The following is a 17,157-nucleotide window of genomic DNA, read 5'->3' on the forward strand; positions in this document are numbered from 1 at the left end:
ATGTAAGGATATGATACATTAGTATTGATGATAATTACCTAATCTGGTAACAAATATTAAACGGAGGTGGGAGTTATGCTTATTGCTCATATTCGTCAAAGTGATTTTACGGAACAGTCTGTTCAAGAACATTTGGAAGCGGTAGCTAAGTTGGCTCGTTCATATGGAGAATCAGTTGGATTAGGAGCACATGCGGAACTATCAGGATATTTACATGATATGGGTAAACTTACATTGCATTTTACTAATTACCTAAAGGCAGCTGTACTAGAAAATAAGGTTGCCGGAGAGAAAATTGATCACTCGACTGCGGGTGCAAAATATTTATTTGAAAAATTTAATGGAAAAGACCTTTTGCAAGACTATGTTGTGGAGACAGTTGGGATGGCTGTCTTATCCCATCATTCTGGAATGCAAAACTTTGTACAGCCAGATTTAAAACCGTCTGATTTTTTAAGGCGTGTGACAAACAGTGAGTTACCTAATTATGATGAAGTTGTAGCAAACTTTGAAGGCGTTTTAGGTAATGTGGAAAGAGTTAAAACACTTGTTAACGAAGCCAAAATAGAAATGAAAAATTTTATTCAAAAAGTAAAGTTACTTGGAAAAAATCCTAATATATATTTAACACTTATGCAAAAACTAGTCTTTAGTTGTCTAATAGATGCTGACCGAACGAATACAAGGTGCTTCGAGGAGAATAGCAGTGATCCTATTAGAAACAATAAAGTTGTATTCGAAAAAGGCTATAAATATTTAATGGAGACTGTAACGGAGTGGGAGAAAAATAGTAAGGGAATCAATGCATTACGTAATGATATGTCTGAAAGTTGCGACGAGATCGCGGATTTTCCATCGGCTATTTACACACTTACAGTACCAACGGGTGGCGGAAAAACATATGCTAGTCTTCGTTATGCGTTAAAACATGCGAAGAAGTATAATAAGTCCCGAATTATATATGTAGTACCTTACACGACAATACTTGAGCAAAATGCAAAAGAAGTACGAGCTATTATAAAACAACCTGACGCAGTACTTGAGCATCATGCTAACGTAATAGATGATACTGCGCTAGATAATGATACAGATTTTTATGACCATCCACATCATAAAAGTATGCAACTTGGTAGGGATAACTGGGATTACCCCATCATTTTTACTACGATGGTGCAATATTTAGATGCTTTCTATCAAAAAGGAACGAGAAAGAGTCGCCGTCTACATAATATGACGAACGCAATTATTATCTTTGATGAAGTGCAATCTGTACCTTATCAACATAAAGAGCTATTTCACGCGTCCGTTAACTTCTTACAAGTCATTGGAAATAGTAGTATTGTCCTTTGCACAGCAACACAACCTGCCAACCATGCAGCAATTAAACAAATAGAAGTTCCGCTTCTTTTACCAAAAGAGCCAGAAATGATTCCTCATCTAGATGAAGTAGTAGATGCGTTTAAACGTGTGAATATTATTTCAAAAGTAGAACCTGAAGGCTGGAATGCAATACGGATAGCGAATTTTACTGAAAAACTATTGAAAGAGCTGAATTCAGTATTAATCATTTTAAATACCAAAACTGCAGTGAAAAAATTGTTTCAAGAATTGGATAAGCTTGAGGATACGTATATTGCACATTTAAGTACCTCTATGTGCCCTGTACACCGTAAGGAAGTACTGGAAGATGTTAAAAGTAGGCTAGGTAAACAAAAAGTAGTTTGTGTCAGTACTCAACTAATTGAGGCGGGCGTGGACATAAGTTTTGAATCTGTAATTCGTTCACTTTCAGGCCTAGACTCAATCGCGCAAGCAGCGGGTAGATGTAATCGAAATGCGGAAAGGAAACTCGGCGAAGTTTATGTAATTCGTGCAAAAGATGAGAATTTGTCTAAATTGCCTGAAATACGTATTGGCGCTGAAGTAACTGATAATTATATTTTATCAAATCCTAAATTCGTAGAACGCTTACTCCACCCAGTAACTATTGAAACTTATTTTAGACACTTTCTAGCACAAGCAAAAAGCGAGATATTAATTACTCCTGAAGGATCAGATTACAATTTACTCACTTTATTAAAAGGAAGCCTCGCTGCACAACGTCCGAAAAAAACTAATTCATCAGGGATGCTTAAAACGATTGAAAAATATTTCGAAGCAATTCATTCTCCTACCACAGCCGTGTTAGTGCCATATGGGGCGGCTGGAAAAGACTTAATTGCCAGTTTAAATGAAAAGATTCATGATTTTAAGGAATTCAACAAGCTTATTAAAAAAGCACAGCAATATAGCGTGAATCTTTACACACATGAGTTACGAATCTTAAGTAAAGAAGGACTAATAGAATCTTTATATGAAGACTCAATTTTTTGCCTGAAAGAGAAAGCTTACGATATAAAATACGGTGTGACTTTAGAAGGTAAGGCGGAAGTTGAACCGCAAATTTATTAAGGGAGGTGAATGGCATGAGAAACCAGATCGAATTTGTTGTACACGCAAAATACGGACTTTTCACAGACCCAGTAACACGAATTGGAGGAGAAAAGTTTACGTATCAAGTTCCGACCTATCAAGCATTAAAAGGAATTACGGAGTCAATTTATTGGAAGCCAACTATTACGTGGTATATCGACGAAGTGCGAGTGATGAATCCTATTCAAACTGAAGTAAAAGCGATGCGCCCAATCAAGTATCAAAGTGAAGCGAATGACTTAATGTATTACACTTATTTGCGTAATCCAATGTATCAAGTTCGTGCCCATTTTGAGTTTAACGAAAACAGGCCTGATTTAGCATACGATCGTAACGAGCATAAACATCACAATATAGCTAAGCGTTCTGTCGACAGAGGTGGCAGACGGGATATTTATTTAGGCACAAGAGAGTGTCAAGGATATGTGGAAGCATGTACGTTCGGTGAAGGTAAAGGGTTTTATGATGAGTATGGTGAAATCAGTTTTGGACAAATGTTCCATGGCTTTACTTATCCTGATGAAGGTGACAAAAAATCGTTTCAGGCGCGTTTATGTGTACCTGTAATGAAAGACGGCATCATACAGTTCAATAGACCAGAAGAGTGTGAGGTTATCCGCGTGATTCATGAAGAACCAATGAAATCATTTGATAAAGGCATCAACTTTACTTCAGTTGAGGAAGAACACGAAATGATCTTTGAGGAGGTGGACAGATGAGCTGGATGAAGAAGCTGGCTGATGTGTATGATCACAACAAAGGTCAAGTGGGTAAGTTTGAAGAGCGGAGAAAGCAACGTATGACGCTATTGCCTATATCACACGTGTTTGCAGATGCACATATAGAAATCCTACTGACCGAAGATGGCGACTATCATAGTTCAAAAGTGGTAAGCAAGGAGAACTCCTTCACAATAATTCCTTCGACGCCTAATTCTGCAAATAGAAGTGGTGATAAGATTGCACCTCACTTTATACATGATAGATTGGGTTATGTTGCGGGTGACTATGTACGATTCGGTGGAAATCCCAAATATGCAGATCGTTATAAAGCGTATGTAAAGCAAATGAAAGAATGGTCTGAAACGGAAGGTGTCTCGAACAAGGTACAAGCCGTTTATCAATATATTTCAAAAGGTCATGTAATTAGAGATTTAGTTGATGCAAAAATATTGTGTCTAAACACTGATGGGAAAATATTAGAGAAATGGTCAACATCTTTGGAGGGTGATAAGCCAGATATATATAAAGTGGTACCATCAGAGGTATTGGCAGCGTTTGTACGTTTTGATGTGCTACACAAGACCGCAGAGGATCCAGCTATATGGGAGGACAAGGCTCTATTTAAAGACTTTATTTATTTTCTGAATGAAACATACAAGATGGAAAATGGAATATGTTACATCACAGGTGAACGAACTAAGTTAACAACACAACACGGTTCCAAAATTTGTAATTCGAGCGATATGTCCAAACTGATTTCTGGAAATGATAAAAAGGGCTTTACTTATAGGGGACGCTTTGCCAAGCCTACAGAAGCTGTGCAAATCGGTTACGATACATCTCAAAAAGCGCACCATGCATTAAGATGGCTAATCCAGAGGCAGAGTACCTATGTAGATTCCCGCTATTTTGTAACATTTGGTAAAGAGCAAACAGAAATTCCTAGCCAATTTAATGGGACTAGAGAACTTTATGCTAGTTGTGGTGAAAACTTTGAGGATATATTTGCGAACGATATCGAGGATCAGGCTAAGCAACTTGCCGATACAGAAGAGGTAGTGGCGACAGAATTAAACAAAGCTATACAAGGGATGCGTCACACGCTAAGTAAAAACCACCTTGAGAATGTAATCGTCATGGCACTTGACACAGCTACAAAAGGAAAAGGTCGTCTTGCTATTGTTTACTATCAAGAGTTAAGCATAGATTTGTTTTTAGACGCAATACTTCGTTGGCATAATACATGTAAGTGGTTGCAAACGTACAAAGATCCATCTACAAACAAAATAAGTACTTTTATTGGGACACCATCCACTTATCGATTGGCGGAAGCGGTATATGGTAGTAAAGCTGACAGCAGGATTAAAAAAGACTTTTACACAAGAATGCTTCCTTGTATTGTGGAGAACAAACCATTGCCAAATGATATAGTGTCGTTGATTTATAACCGAGTGAAAAATCCATTCAGTTTTAAAAATACGATGGAATCATGGGATGCAACGTTACAGATTGCTTGTGCACTTATCAATAAACAACATGAAAGTGAGGGATACACTGTGGCTATTCAAGAAGAAAATAATTCGCGTGATTACCTATTTGGCCGCTTACTTGGAGTTGCAGAAGTTATGGAACGAAGTGTTTTAAGAGAGCGTGATGAAAATAGAGCAACTAATGCAACACGCTATTTCAATGCATTTTCTCAACATCCAGCTCGTACATGGATGGTCATTCGTAAACAGCTTTCACCTTATTTTCAACGATCCGGAAGTAGTGCAGGTTATTACGCAATGCTTATACAAAAGATTGAAGATCAACTAACAGTAGAGCAAATGACGGACGCACCATTAGGTCCAGTGTTTTTACTAGGATACAGCAGTCAAATCCAAGAGATGTATACAAAAAAGGGGGAAAAAGAACATGTCAGTATTGAAAAATAAAATAGACTTTGCAGTAGTATTTACGGTAGATAAAGCCAATCCAAATGGTGACCCACTTAACGGAAACCGTCCACGTCAAGACTTCTTTGGTCATGGAGAAGTTTCAGATGTTGCTATTAAACGTAAATTAAGAAATCGACTTCAAGATGAAGGGCAACCTATATTAGTACAATCCGATGAAAGGCGAACAGACGCATACCGCAGTATCAAAGACCGTGTAGAATCAGTGGATGAATTGAAGAAGTTATTGGCGAAAGCGAAAGCAACTGGAACGGATGAGCAAACAGCGGAAATGCTTGCATCTGAAAATTGGTATGACGTGCGCGCATTTGGACAAGTATTTGCTTTTAAAGGTGCAAAGATGTCTATTGGTATTCGTGGTCCGGTATCAATTCATACGGCGACAAGTATTGAACCAGTTGATGTAACAAGCATGCAAATCACGAAAAGTGTGAACTCAACAACTAACGAAAAAGATCCGGGTCAAAAAACATCTGACACGATGGGTATGAAGCATCGTGTTGATTTTGGTGTTTATGTATTCTATGGCAGCATAAATCCTCAGCTTGCGGAGCGCACAGGTTTTACTTATGAGGATGCTGAAAGTTTAAAAGAAGCATTAAAGACATTATTTGCAAACGATACATCTTCAGCAAGGCCTGACGGAAGTATGGAAGTCAATAAAGTGTTTTGGTGGGAGCATAATTCGAAATTAGGACAATATTCTTCTGCAGCTGTGCATCGTGCAGTTAAAGTAGAAAAAACAAGTGAAGCTGTTAAGCCTTCTATAGAAAATTATCAAATAACCGCGACACCATTAGAGGGGCTTTCTGTAGAAGAATATGCTGGGTTATAAAGAAGAAGATTATTTAATGCTGTCGGGTATACAACACTTTGCATTTTGTAGAAGGCAGTGGGCACTCATTCACATTGAACAAGAGTGGGAAGAAAATGTACTGACGATTGAAGGGAACTATCTCCATGAAAAAGTAGATAATCCTTACACTAGAGAAAAACGTGGTGATACTCTTTATGTAAGAGCATTACCTGTACACTCGCAGTATTTAGGGATTAGCGGGATATGCGATATGGTAGAGTTTATTGAAGATATCAACGGGGTTCCACTTGATAAAGAAAGAGGTCTATATCGAGTGAAGCCTATTGAATATAAACGTGGAAAGCCGAAAAGTCATGATGCAGATATTCTTCAATTGACCGCACAAACGATTTGTCTAGAGGAAATGCTTGGTACAAGCATTAAAGAAGCTGCTCTCTATTATCACGAAATTAAACGTAGAGAACCTGTAATAATTACTGAAGAAATTAAAATGCAGGTGAAAGAACTAACAAATGAAATGCATCAATATTATAAAAGACGACATACACCACGTGTTAAAACAGGAAAGCACTGCTTACAATGTTCGCTTCGTCATCGTTGTCTGCCGGAACTAATGGAACGTGAAAAGGTATCGACTTATATGAATAGGATGTTAACGGAATGAAGCAACTATTGAATACAGTATATGTATCAGATCCCGAGGTTTATCTTGCGTTAAAGGGTAAAAATCTAAATTTACTTAAATCAAATGAATCATTAGCGCGTATACCATTACACAATATAGAAGCAATTTGTACATTTGGACATCAAGGTGCCAGCCCAGCCTTGATGAAAGAGTGTATGGATCAGAATATCAGTTTAACCTTCTTTTCTAGTAGCGGTAGATTTCGTGGGCGAGTAACAGGTGAACTAAACGGAAATGTGACACTTCGTAGAAAGCAGTATCGACTAGCTGATGATGAACAAGAATGTGCTCGTATTGCGAGTAATATGATCATAGGGAAAATATTTAATAGTGAGCAATTACTAAAGCGGACAATAAGAGATCATGCGCTAAGAGTAGACGTTGACCATATGAAAAAAGTCATTGAAAGATTGAAACAGTCAAGGAAAGTCGTGAGTGAATGCAATAATTTAGAAGAACTTCGTGGTATAGAAGGAAATGCAGCAAGCGCTTATTATAGCGTATTTGAAGAATCAATATTACAGCAGAAAGACGTCTTCTTTTTCAAAGGGCGTAATCGAAGACCGCCACTAGATCCAGTCAATGCACTGCTATCGTTTTCCTATTCACTACTGGCTGCTGAAACTGCAGCTGCTTTAGAAGGGGTTGGATTAGATTCATATGTAGGTTTTTTACATCGTGATCGTCCTGGAAGAAATTCACTTGCACTAGATCTAATGGAAGAATTACGTCCATTAATTGCAGATCGCTTTGTTTTAAAAGTGATTAATAGACAGCAACTACAAAGTGGTGATTTTGCGTTCAAAGAAAATGGTGCAGTTATTTTAACGGATGAAGCTAGAAGAAGTTTCTTGCAACTATGGCAAAAAGAAAAACAACAAATCATTACTCATCCTTTTTTAAAAGAAAAAATAGCTTGGGGATTGATTCCTCATGTACAAGCATTATTATTAGCACGTCATTTACGTGGAGATCTTGACGCGTATCCTCCAATATTAATAAGGTAGGTGTAACCGTATGCTCGTATTAGTAACTTACGACGTTCAGACTCTCACTGATGGTGGAAAAAAGCGCTTGCGGAGAATTGCAAAAAAGTGTGAGGAATATGGTGTGCGTGTACAAAACTCTGTATTTGAATGCATCGTAGACAGTACCCAATTAAGGCAATTAGAAATTGAGCTAGAAGAGATTATGGATCCTAAGATCGATAGTCTTCGATATTACCGTCTAGGAAATAATCATGATACGAAAGTTAAACATATTGGTGCGAAACCATCTATTAAAGTAGAAGGACCATTGATCTTCTAATATGCGAACCCTAAGTGAACATGAAAAGCCAGGTAGGTTCGCACATTATTAGTGTGGAATACCGGGGTATTGGATTAGTTTTGACATTTTATGTAATGAGTTATAATGAAATGAACAGTATGTAGACTTACTGTTACTATTTTGTCTACATATTGCGGTCGCTCCCTGTATAGGGAGTGTGGATTGAAATTTTCAAACCGCCGGATATGTCGGCCACTTGCAAGTGTCGCTCCCTGTATAGGGAGTGTGGATTGAAATGTCTTATCCATTGGAATTGAATTAGGGGCGAAAATCGTCGCTCCCTGTATAGGGAGTGTGGATTGAAATACGGTGACTTTTACATGTGATCCGATTATGAAGGAGTCGCTCCCTGTATAGGGAGTGTGGATTGAAATCGTACTTAATAAAAAAGATTTCGTTTTTAAACGGAGTCGCTCCCTGTATAGGGAGTGTGGATTGAAATCTTCTATTAAAGTGAGTAGAGAAAAGGAACATGAGGTCGCTCCCTGTATAGGGAGTGTGGATTGAAATAAACCGGAAGTGTTAGATGTTATCAGAAACTCTGTCGCTCCCTGTATAGGGAGTGTGGATTGAAATATTACAGGTAACGGGAAAGCCGACAAAAAAGACTTTGTCGCTCCCTGTATAGGGAGTGTGGATTGAAATCTTGTCGTAGACGCTAAAGAAGTCGACAGCATGGAGTCGCTCCCTGTATAGGGAGTGTGGATTGAAATAGGGAACAAATCATCTACTTTAATATCAAGCGCTTGTCGCTCCCTGTATAGGGAGTGTGGATTGAAATGCCAATGCAATCGGCTTTTATAAATTAGCAAAGGGTCGCTCCCTGTATAGGGAGTGTGGATTGAAATGAACGCAAAATGCACGAGATTAGACGTGACAGTATTGTCGCTCCCTGTATAGGGAGTGTGGATTGAAATATCTAACACCACCCGTGATGCAGTTTGATTCATAGTCGCTCCCTGTATAGGGAGTGTGGATTGAAATATTGATGATATACGACTTTAAAAACACGGACGGTTGTCGCTCCCTGTATAGGGAGTGTGGATTGAAATAAAAAGATATACGCAAAACTTCCACCAGATAAAAGTCGCTCCCTGTATAGGGAGTGTGGATTGAAATACAAAAAATAAAACCAAAAGCAAACAGCACTACTGTCGCTCCCTGTATAGGGAGTGTGGATTGAAATACCCCGAATTCGACGCTGATTTGATTGTTCACATTGTCGCTCCCTGTATAGGGAGTGTGGATTGAAATATCCCATAGCTGACTATTTTCAAAATCAATAACAAGTCGCTCCCTGTATAGGGAGTGTGGGTTGTAAATGATAAGCGGAACGCTGGCTCTCCTGAAGCATCTAGCATAGGTTGAAAATATCGGAAATGTCTGTCACAAATCAACTGTTTTTGCCTCTATTTGAAAACCAGATATTATTTATGAGTTTTGAGGGTGTAGTTATATATAATAACACGCGTGTTGATTAACCAAAATTATACAGTATTTAATTGATTGATTGATCCTCCAATGAAAATCTAGGGTTTCATTCAAACGAATACGCCACTCAATTGGCAGCTCACCACAAAGAAACAGGCGTGTAAAACCTGCAAATAACAAGGGTTTTATGTGCTTTACCTTACGACCCTGTACATGGATAAATTTCAGTAAAACATAGGCAATCATAGCCGCGAACAACTGGTTGTACACGGCATTTGATGAGGTTCCGAACAGCACAGGAACGTTCAAGTTTTGCTTAATCTAACGAAAAATGACTCGATAGCCCAACGAGATTTGTACATTCCGGCAATTTCTTCTGCTGTTATGTCCATTAAACTGGTCACGACGCAGATATCTTTTACACGATGGTCTATAAATTGTACAACGCGATGCCGTTTCTTCATCTGTTTCTGTAGAGTACCGAGTGTGCACGTGAAATCAGCGGTTACGTTAGAATCTTTAGTCCGCATACCTTTCAATGATTTCTTCCTATTCAATTGAATATTGTCTTTTAAACGGAGGACAAAATGTTGTTTTTCTTTTTCAGCCACGTAACGATCAACCTTATCAATTGAAAAGTATGCACGGTCACAAACTAAGATAAAGCGTTTATCTGCAAGGCCTATACCTACAGGGCTGTCATGTTTGGGACCTGTTGTTTCAACGATTTGAAGAGGCTTCTCTGTTTCATTTGTGGAGCTAACATGTAGTTTTATGCCCGAACGTTCGCCATGATAAACAGCCCAGGGTAAACGTGTTTTTCCAACAGTAATGGTTGTCGAATCAATGGAAAGAAGTGTTTTCTTCATCATTAACGTGCGACGTGTAGCACGATTTAGCTTGCCAACAACGATCTCGAAAATACGTTTCATAATTGCATAATCTAACGTTTTCATATGCTTTGACAGTGATGAATGATCCACAGAAATAAGTCCTATACTTGGCCCTACATCGGCTGCGTGGTGCAGGCTCTTCCATTCATTGGTTGTGGCACTAATTAAATAGGAAATGACGGTAGAAACCGTGCATTTCCGAGCTGTATCTGTATAGTTAAATTCCAGTAAAATAGCCTAGAGCTCTGCTTCTGAAAGAGATTTTTAAATCAGATTGTAGGACGTGGTATTCTTATTCATGAGAGATTCCTCGTTTCGTCAATGTTGGTGTGGTAACTTACATTGTACAAGAGGGTCTTTCTTTTTTTTGTAGTTATTTATTGGTAGAAACTAGATAATCAACATGCATGATATAATAAAGTATGATTTTATAGAAAACTATTAGTAATTCGCAAATAAGAGTTAAAATCTTAAATGGAAGATAAAGTACTCCGAATATTCATTCATCCTTTTCAACTAAAACGCGATCATCCAAATATCGATAAAGCGTTGATTTACTAATCCCTGTTGCTTCTTTGATTTCAAACAATGAAAAATCTTTACTATCATACATCTCAAAAGCAAGTTGCAAATTTACATCAGACTTTCGTGGGCGACCGATTGATTTACCTTCCTGCTTGGCAGCTTGTAAGGTAAAAGTAGAAGAGTGACTTAAGAATATAGATTGTAAACTAGTAAAAAACTCAATATTTTGAAGTAGTGTAGCATTCATCATCGATTGATTAGTTAACTCATCGTCGACAAAATAAATCATCAGCTGATCCCGTTCTGCTAATCGTAAAATATCAAGAAACTGCTGAAGCGAGTCAGCTAATACTTCAATGTTTTGAACGTACAATTCATCCCCATTTTGTATTTGCATAAATAAGCGTTCAAGTTCTGTTCTTTTTTTGGCTAAGCCATGTGCCTCTATGTAAACTTCATCTGTTATTAGACTCGTTAACTGATTAGTTGCTTGTTGATCAGATACGGTCGGCCGTATATATCCATACTTCATCTATTCATTCCTTTCCTCCCAAAACCATTCACTTATGGGACTGTAAATGTTATGCTATTTACATTCTAACATGGAAAATGACTGACATCATGAGAGGGGAACAATATGCAAACATTACAACAACAATGGTTCGGGAATGTGCGAGCGGATATATTGGCAGGGATTGTCGTAGGATTGGCGCTCATTCCGGAAGCATTAGCTTTTGCGTTTATCGTGGGTGTCGATCCGCGTGTAGCGTTATATGCGTCATTTACTATTGCAGTTATAACTGCGTTTGTGGGAGGTCGTCCAGGTCTGATATCTGCCGCAACAGGTGCAATGGCTCTAGTACTCGTCAGTTTAATGGCCAATCACGGTCTTGAATATGTGCTGGCAGCAACTATGTTAACAGGTATAATACAATTAATTCTAGGCTCATTAGGGGTCGCGAATCTAATGCGCTTCATTCCGAATTCGGTCATGCTTGGGTTCGTCAATGCGCTTGGAATAATGATTTTCATTACGCAATTACCGTACTTGGTTGGTGCTGGTACAATGACATATGTATTCGCCATTACAACATTGATATTGGTATATGCGGTACCACGTTTTTTCACAGCTATACCCGCTCCACTGATCGCCATTGTCGTCATGACTGCAATTGCGTTATTCAGCGGCGTGAAGTTGCAGTCAATCGGTGATTTAGGGACGATGCCGAGCTCATTGCCGACATTCTTTTTCCCAGACATTCCGTTGAACTTTGAAACATTGAAGATTATTTTACCGTATTCATTAGCTTTATCGATTGTTGGTTTACTGGAATCGTTGCTAACATCACAGGTGTTGGATGATATAACAGATACTCCGAGTAATAAAAACCGTGAAGCACGCGGACAGGGTATTGCCAACTTCATCACTGGATTTTTCGGAGGTATGGCAGGTTGTGCATTGATAGGCCAATCGGTGATCAATATGAAGTCGGGGGGCAGAGGGCGTTTGTCCACGCTGACCGCAGGAGTATTCTTGATGTTCTTGATTATTGTACTGGGAGATGTAGTCGTTAAAATTCCGATGCCAGTTCTCGCTGGGGTCATGGTTATGGTAGCTGCGACAACATTTAATTGGGGTTCGTTTAAGTTCTTGCGCTCTGCACCACGTTCAGAGTCTGTAGTGATGCTTGTTACAGTGGCTATCATCTTATATACGCATAACTTGGCAATTGGCGTGGTTATTGGAGTTATTCTAAGTGCATTATTCTTTGTAGCGAAGATTTCACGCGTGACTGTAACCAATCACGATGGAGTCTATAAAATCCAAGGACCGCTATTCTTTGCTTCCACAACAAAATTTATTCAAGCTTTTGATCATGTGAATGAAAAGAGGATCACGATCGACTTTGAAAATAGCCAGTTGTGGGATGAATCTGCTGTAGGTGCTATTTTTAAAGTTGTGAGCAAATTAGAAAGCAGGGGGATCAACGTCACGATGCGGGGGTTAAATTCCTCGAGCCAACAACTGTATGAAAAATTATTGTGAAGGAGTGAATAGTATGAAGATAGCTGTAGCAATTGATGGATCAGAAAATGCAATGCGTGCTGCGAAACACGCAATAATGCTGGCGGAGTATTTACCTAAAGTCACGTTAGAAGTTATCTATGTCCAGGATTATAACAAAGCCAAAGATGAACGTTTATTATCGCAAAGCCCTGAAAGTCTATCATTAAAACGTGAGCAAAAATTACATCCGATTTTAGCGATGGCCAAGGAAGCCGCGGTCGATGCTAAAGTGATCATGCTAAAAGGCAATCCCAGTCAGGAAATCATTCAGTATGTCAATGAAAAGAAAATTGATAAACTAGTGATCGGCAGTCGTGGATTGAATACTATTCAGGAAATGGTACTTGGTAGTGTCAGTCATAAAGTAATGAAACATGTTGATTGTCCTGTGACGGTGGTAAAATAAAACTCACTTACTTACTCAGATAAGTATAGAGCGTTTTTAAGTATATTGACTTCCAATGTATATATCTAGTGAAGTAATGAGTTACGTGAAGAAACGGTAGTCCTTTAAAATTGGACTACCGCTTTTTCATTTTTCATATTCATTCCATTTGATTATGTCATGGAATCTTGTCGGACGCTCTTGCTGAGTGATAGCGTATGAAAGTGGATCAAAAGTAATTTCAATATGCATATCAGGTTGAATACCATCAAAGGATTCGCTGGAGTCGAACCAGGCCGATTCATAAGCTGCCTCTATTATTTCATCCGTAGATAGACCCTCATAATCTTTTGGTTCAAGCCCTAACACAAGCAATACTTGTCCTTGATCTGCAGATGCTACCACGCCATCTAACTTCTGAGTTCGAAACTTTTCCGTTAAATCTGGAATGGATTTCTTCTCCATGAATGCTGTGATGACTTGTTGATGCTCTTTTTGGAAAGCGTCTAGTATTTGTCGTTGGGTTGTTTTGTCTTTTGATTTATTACGTTCGAGCCAGTTCATTGCATTTGTGTGTCGCTGAGTATAAGTCAAAATGATTTTAAAGTATTGGTCATAATTGTAGCCGAACTTTTCCATTTGGGTTACTTCAATTTTTTTTGCTTGTTCTTCTGTAAAGTCATCAAAAAATGTTTGCTGTTGCTCATTAACTATTGTATTGATTTCCTCTAAATCTTCTTTGTAGCCTTGGGAAGCTGCGTAACCCATAACAGAATCAATTTCTAGAATACTTTGAAAGACTCTGTACCGTAATTCATCGGACTCCTCTTGATCAAGCCGCTCGCTTTTAAGCATGAGATCATATAATGTCTCGTCTATTTTATATGCGCTACCATTTGTGCTAGTAGAACCGTTTTGTAATACATTGAACGTGATAAATGCTATAGCAGCTAAAACAATAGCTGAAGCAACTAGTGGAAGTGGATTTCTCCTTTTACGTTTACGTCTATCGTAAAGGACTCGTTGCTTTAATTCTTCTTTATCATTGAAAACGTCTCCCGCCGCAGCGTCTAAACTTTTTTTCACCTTATTCAATGGAAAGCACCTCCCAATAATCAGCTGACAGTTTATCTTTTAACAAAATACGTGCTTTGGTCATTCTCGTTTTCACGGTGTTTTCCGACAGATCAAGAAACGCAGCAATCTCTCGCGTAGTTAGTTCTTCGTAATAATAAAACAGTATAATTTCTCGATATTTTATAGGTAATGCCAATATAGCAGAAGCAATCACAGACTTTTCTTCTTTTAGAATCAATCGATCATGTTCAGTTTGTATGGTTTCTACCAACTCTTTATTGAATTTCAAATGTCTGAATGACCAGCTTCGCAAATAATCCTTACAACGGTTGACTGTTAGTTTCGTTAAATAAGCGCGTAACTTTCCTCGTTCTTGATAGTTCGATTTCTCGTAAAATGAAATGAACACCTCCTGGACGATATCCTTCGCCAGTTCATGGTCACGTAAATAGAAGTAGGCCATTTTCAATAAATGTTCCCCGTATTGATCCATAACCTGTTCCAGTTCCACGGAATCCATTCCCACCACCGCCTCTCTACTACTATAACGAAGCTTGAGGAAGAATAGTTTTACTGTAGTAGAATTTCATGTGATGAATATAAAAAACATGACAAGGAAATATATCTCGTCATGTTTTCGTGTGATTTAGTTAACCACTTGATCCTCAAGATTTTTCCACAGATGATGCGCTTCTCTCGCAATATGCTCTAACAAATCAGGCGGAGCAGTCGTAACCGCGGCACAGGCTTTGATCAGTTCACTTAATTCCAACTTAAAAGCTTCCAGAGCCTTTGCTTCTTTGATCACCATTTGATTGAATGTATTCAACACGGGTGAAACTTCATTGCGTGGTCTACGAATGATAGTTTTCAAAGATTGAGCCTGTAACAGAAGGTTTTCAAACTTCCTTGTCATTGCACGCACTTGATCATGTAATTCATAGTTGGAAGCATCTACGTAATGACTGATAAAAATAAGGTGGTCGAGCATTTGACGAAGCCAGAAATTGTTTTCATGCAGTGTCGCATCAGCTGGCGTAATGTAAGAGTTCGTTTCAATTAATTTGAACACACGCTCTGCTTCTTCAGCTTCTCGAATCATGTGATCCAGAAGGGAAGTAGGAGTTGAAATAATAACGTCGCAACGCAATGCACGGTCCATCGTGTGAATTAGTAGATCAGCGAATTCTTTTGTAGAGCTTTTTGCCTCATCGATAATTAATCCGATATCGCCAGTTTTAGATTCAGTCTTTTTAAAGATTTTTCCCATGCGGTCAATCATTTCTTGATTGGCGCGTGCTAATTCCAGCTCGTGGTGACTGATTTCTCGATCGAAAAACTCTCCGTGTTCGAAGTTGTTACGCACCCAAAAATCGATAAGACCGTACGTATCTCGTTCGTAATTATCTGTATAACTAGCCATCCCTACATACACCCTAGTTTATCTATCTAAATCGGTATCATCTTATTCCTTCCTTGTGTTGTTTATGTATGGGAAGGGTATGGTAATAGAAAGTCAGCTATTTCTTGGAATAGTATATATACTGATGAAAGAGGTGTTGTAAAAATGAAAATCGGCATAATTGGAACTGGCAATATTGCGCAGTATCTATTAGAAAGTATCAATAGGAATGGCAAAGTAGACGCTGAAATTGTCTCGATATTCGGACGTAATCAAAAAGTAGGACCTAGGCTAGAATCACAGTATAGCGCAAAGTTCTATACAAACTTTCAGGAGTTCATTCAATCACCTATGGATGTAGTCGTGGAAGCTGCAACGGTGGGAGTGGCGATGGAGCATATGGAAGAAGTGCTGGACAATAAGAAAGACTTGATATTGAGTAGTATCGGGGCTCTTAAAGATGTCGGGTTTTTGAATGAAATGAAAGAAATCGCGCAGAAGAATCAGCAACATATTTATCTACCCTCAGGAGCAATTGGTGGACTGGATCTTCTGCAATCAGCCAACTCATTAGGTGGGTTAAAGGAAGTACGCATTACAACTAGGAAGTCCTACCAATCATTGGGACTGGATGTGAAATATGTAGAAGATTGTATTTTTGATGGTGTGGCAATAGATGCTATTGAAAAGTTTCCTAAAAACGTCAATGTTGCATTATTATTATCAATTGCAGGACTTGGCGCGGATAAGACGGCAGTACGCGTTATTGCGGACCCGAAAGTTCAACAAAACACACATACTATTGAAGCAAAAGGTGATTTCGGTAACATGAATTTAGTAATTGAAAATGAACCCATGCCAAATAACCCTAAGACAAGCTATCTTGCAGCATTGAGTATAGTATCTACTTTACAAAATCGAGGGAATGCGATTACCGTCGGAAGCTGACTAAATAGAGGTGTTTCATGTGTTTGGAGACAAAAGAAGAAACAGAGAAGCGATTCTATGTGAAATCAACAGATGACCTCCTGTCACTTGGTCGAATAACTGTTTTAGTTGATCGGAATACGGCTGTAAACTATCTCCATGCGTGGGTTGGTACAGGAAGTAGGATCACTGCTCTACTAGATTAGAACGGGGATGTAGTCATAGATCGGATAGAGTAGTGCGGTTTCTTATAAAGTGCAAGACTACCTACAATTTAAAGCGAAAGGAAGAGGCTGGGACATAACTATCTCACCCCGTTTCCCTGCACTCAAAAAGGCACGCTTTCCGAGGGGCGTGGCTTGAGCCAAGCGAACAACGTAGGGTTCGCTTTGCCGTATTTCTGTGTACTTTGCAGAAATTAAGGCACCTGTCCAGGGTCTCAAGACGCACGCTGATCCCTCAGGAG

Annotated in this window: 16 protein-coding genes and 1 CRISPR repeat array; of the genes, 11 read left to right on the forward strand and 5 right to left on the reverse strand. The window is 38.8% G+C overall.

What is annotated here, in order from left to right:
* Window positions 1-75: 75 nt before the first annotated feature.
* From CSV61_RS14200 to cas2, 7 genes are read left to right on the forward strand one after another with little or no spacing between them, the layout of a single operon-like run.
* A complete protein-coding gene (locus tag CSV61_RS14200) occupies window positions 76-2,451 on the forward strand; it encodes a CRISPR-associated helicase/endonuclease Cas3 (RefSeq protein WP_099639753.1) in 2,376 nt (791 codons plus the stop codon).
* Between the two features lie 14 nt (window positions 2,452-2,465).
* Window positions 2,466-3,191, forward strand: coding sequence for a type I-C CRISPR-associated protein Cas5c (gene cas5c, locus CSV61_RS14205; protein WP_099639754.1), 726 nt, complete (start codon window positions 2,466-2,468; stop codon window positions 3,189-3,191).
* A complete protein-coding gene (gene cas8c / locus CSV61_RS14210) occupies window positions 3,188-5,131 on the forward strand; it encodes a type I-C CRISPR-associated protein Cas8c/Csd1 (protein WP_099639755.1) in 1,944 nt (647 codons plus the stop codon). Before cas5c ends, cas8c begins: the two co-directional genes overlap by 4 nt.
* A complete protein-coding gene (cas7c, locus tag CSV61_RS14215) occupies window positions 5,112-5,987 on the forward strand; it encodes a type I-C CRISPR-associated protein Cas7/Csd2 (protein WP_099639756.1) in 876 nt (291 codons plus the stop codon). Before cas8c ends, cas7c begins: the two co-directional genes overlap by 20 nt.
* A complete protein-coding gene (gene cas4, locus CSV61_RS14220; RefSeq protein WP_099639757.1) occupies window positions 5,974-6,633 on the forward strand; it encodes a CRISPR-associated protein Cas4 in 660 nt (219 codons plus the stop codon). Before cas7c ends, cas4 begins: the two co-directional genes overlap by 14 nt.
* Window positions 6,630-7,661, forward strand: a complete 1,032-nt coding sequence (gene cas1c, locus CSV61_RS14225) for a type I-C CRISPR-associated endonuclease Cas1c (protein ID WP_099639758.1) — start codon at window positions 6,630-6,632, stop codon at window positions 7,659-7,661. The genes cas4 and cas1c overlap by 4 nt, the downstream gene beginning before the upstream one ends.
* 10 nt (window positions 7,662-7,671) lie before the next feature.
* Window positions 7,672-7,962, forward strand: a complete 291-nt coding sequence (gene cas2 / locus CSV61_RS14230; RefSeq protein WP_099639759.1) for a CRISPR-associated endonuclease Cas2 — start codon at window positions 7,672-7,674, stop codon at window positions 7,960-7,962.
* 157 nt (window positions 7,963-8,119) lie between these two features.
* Window positions 8,120-9,305: a CRISPR direct-repeat array (repeat unit 33 nt; unit sequence GTCGCTCCCTGTATAGGGAGTGTGGATTGAAAT).
* Window positions 9,306-9,719: 414 nt separating this feature from the next.
* On the opposite strand, the gene CSV61_RS17130 is transcribed toward cas2, so the two are convergent.
* Window positions 9,720-10,541 (reverse strand): IS4 family transposase, encoded by an 822-nt coding sequence (locus tag CSV61_RS17130; RefSeq protein WP_369824394.1) that lies wholly within the window; start codon window positions 10,539-10,541, stop codon window positions 9,720-9,722.
* Window positions 10,542-10,806: 265 nt separating this feature from the next.
* A complete protein-coding gene (locus CSV61_RS14240; protein WP_099639760.1) occupies window positions 10,807-11,364 on the reverse strand; it encodes a recombinase family protein in 558 nt (185 codons plus the stop codon).
* Window positions 11,365-11,469: 105 nt separating this feature from the next.
* On the opposite strand from CSV61_RS14240, the gene CSV61_RS14245 reads away from it, so the two are divergent.
* Window positions 11,470-12,879 (forward strand): SulP family inorganic anion transporter, encoded by a 1,410-nt coding sequence (locus CSV61_RS14245; protein ID WP_099639761.1) that lies wholly within the window; start codon window positions 11,470-11,472, stop codon window positions 12,877-12,879.
* Window positions 12,880-12,892: 13 nt separating this feature from the next.
* Complete coding sequence (locus CSV61_RS14250; protein WP_099639762.1) at window positions 12,893-13,306, forward strand: universal stress protein; 414 nt, start codon at window positions 12,893-12,895, stop codon at window positions 13,304-13,306.
* 126 nt (window positions 13,307-13,432) lie between these two features.
* Here the strand turns inward: CSV61_RS14250 and CSV61_RS14255 are convergent, their stop codons facing one another.
* The 3 genes from CSV61_RS14255 to CSV61_RS14265 form a co-directional block, all read right to left on the reverse strand.
* Window positions 13,433-14,380, reverse strand: coding sequence for a hypothetical protein (locus CSV61_RS14255; RefSeq protein ID WP_099639763.1), 948 nt, complete (start codon window positions 14,378-14,380; stop codon window positions 13,433-13,435).
* Window positions 14,373-14,882 carry a sigma-70 family RNA polymerase sigma factor gene (locus CSV61_RS14260; RefSeq protein WP_099639764.1) on the reverse strand — a complete coding sequence of 170 codons (510 nt, stop codon included), beginning with the start codon at window positions 14,880-14,882 and terminating at the stop codon, window positions 14,373-14,375. The genes CSV61_RS14255 and CSV61_RS14260 overlap by 8 nt, the downstream gene beginning before the upstream one ends.
* A 126-nt stretch (window positions 14,883-15,008) precedes the next feature.
* On the reverse strand, window positions 15,009-15,785 hold the full coding sequence (locus CSV61_RS14265; RefSeq protein WP_099639765.1) for a DUF2935 domain-containing protein: 777 nt from the start codon (window positions 15,783-15,785) through the stop codon (window positions 15,009-15,011).
* A gap of 144 nt (window positions 15,786-15,929) precedes the next feature.
* Between CSV61_RS14265 and nadX the strand changes: the two genes are divergently transcribed.
* Together nadX and CSV61_RS16995 are read left to right on the forward strand one after the other, a co-directional pair.
* Window positions 15,930-16,712, forward strand: coding sequence for an aspartate dehydrogenase (gene nadX / locus CSV61_RS14270; protein WP_099639766.1), 783 nt, complete (start codon window positions 15,930-15,932; stop codon window positions 16,710-16,712).
* 23 nt (window positions 16,713-16,735) lie between these two features.
* On the forward strand, window positions 16,736-16,897 hold the full coding sequence (locus CSV61_RS16995) for a DUF6440 family protein (protein WP_199173645.1): 162 nt from the start codon (window positions 16,736-16,738) through the stop codon (window positions 16,895-16,897).
* The last annotated feature ends 260 nt before the right edge of the window (window positions 16,898-17,157 follow it).

Origin of the sequence: Sporosarcina sp. P3 (assembly GCF_002743415.1) — a bacterium.
Taxonomy (GTDB): Bacteria; Bacillota; Bacilli; order Bacillales_A; family Planococcaceae; genus Sporosarcina; species Sporosarcina ureae_A.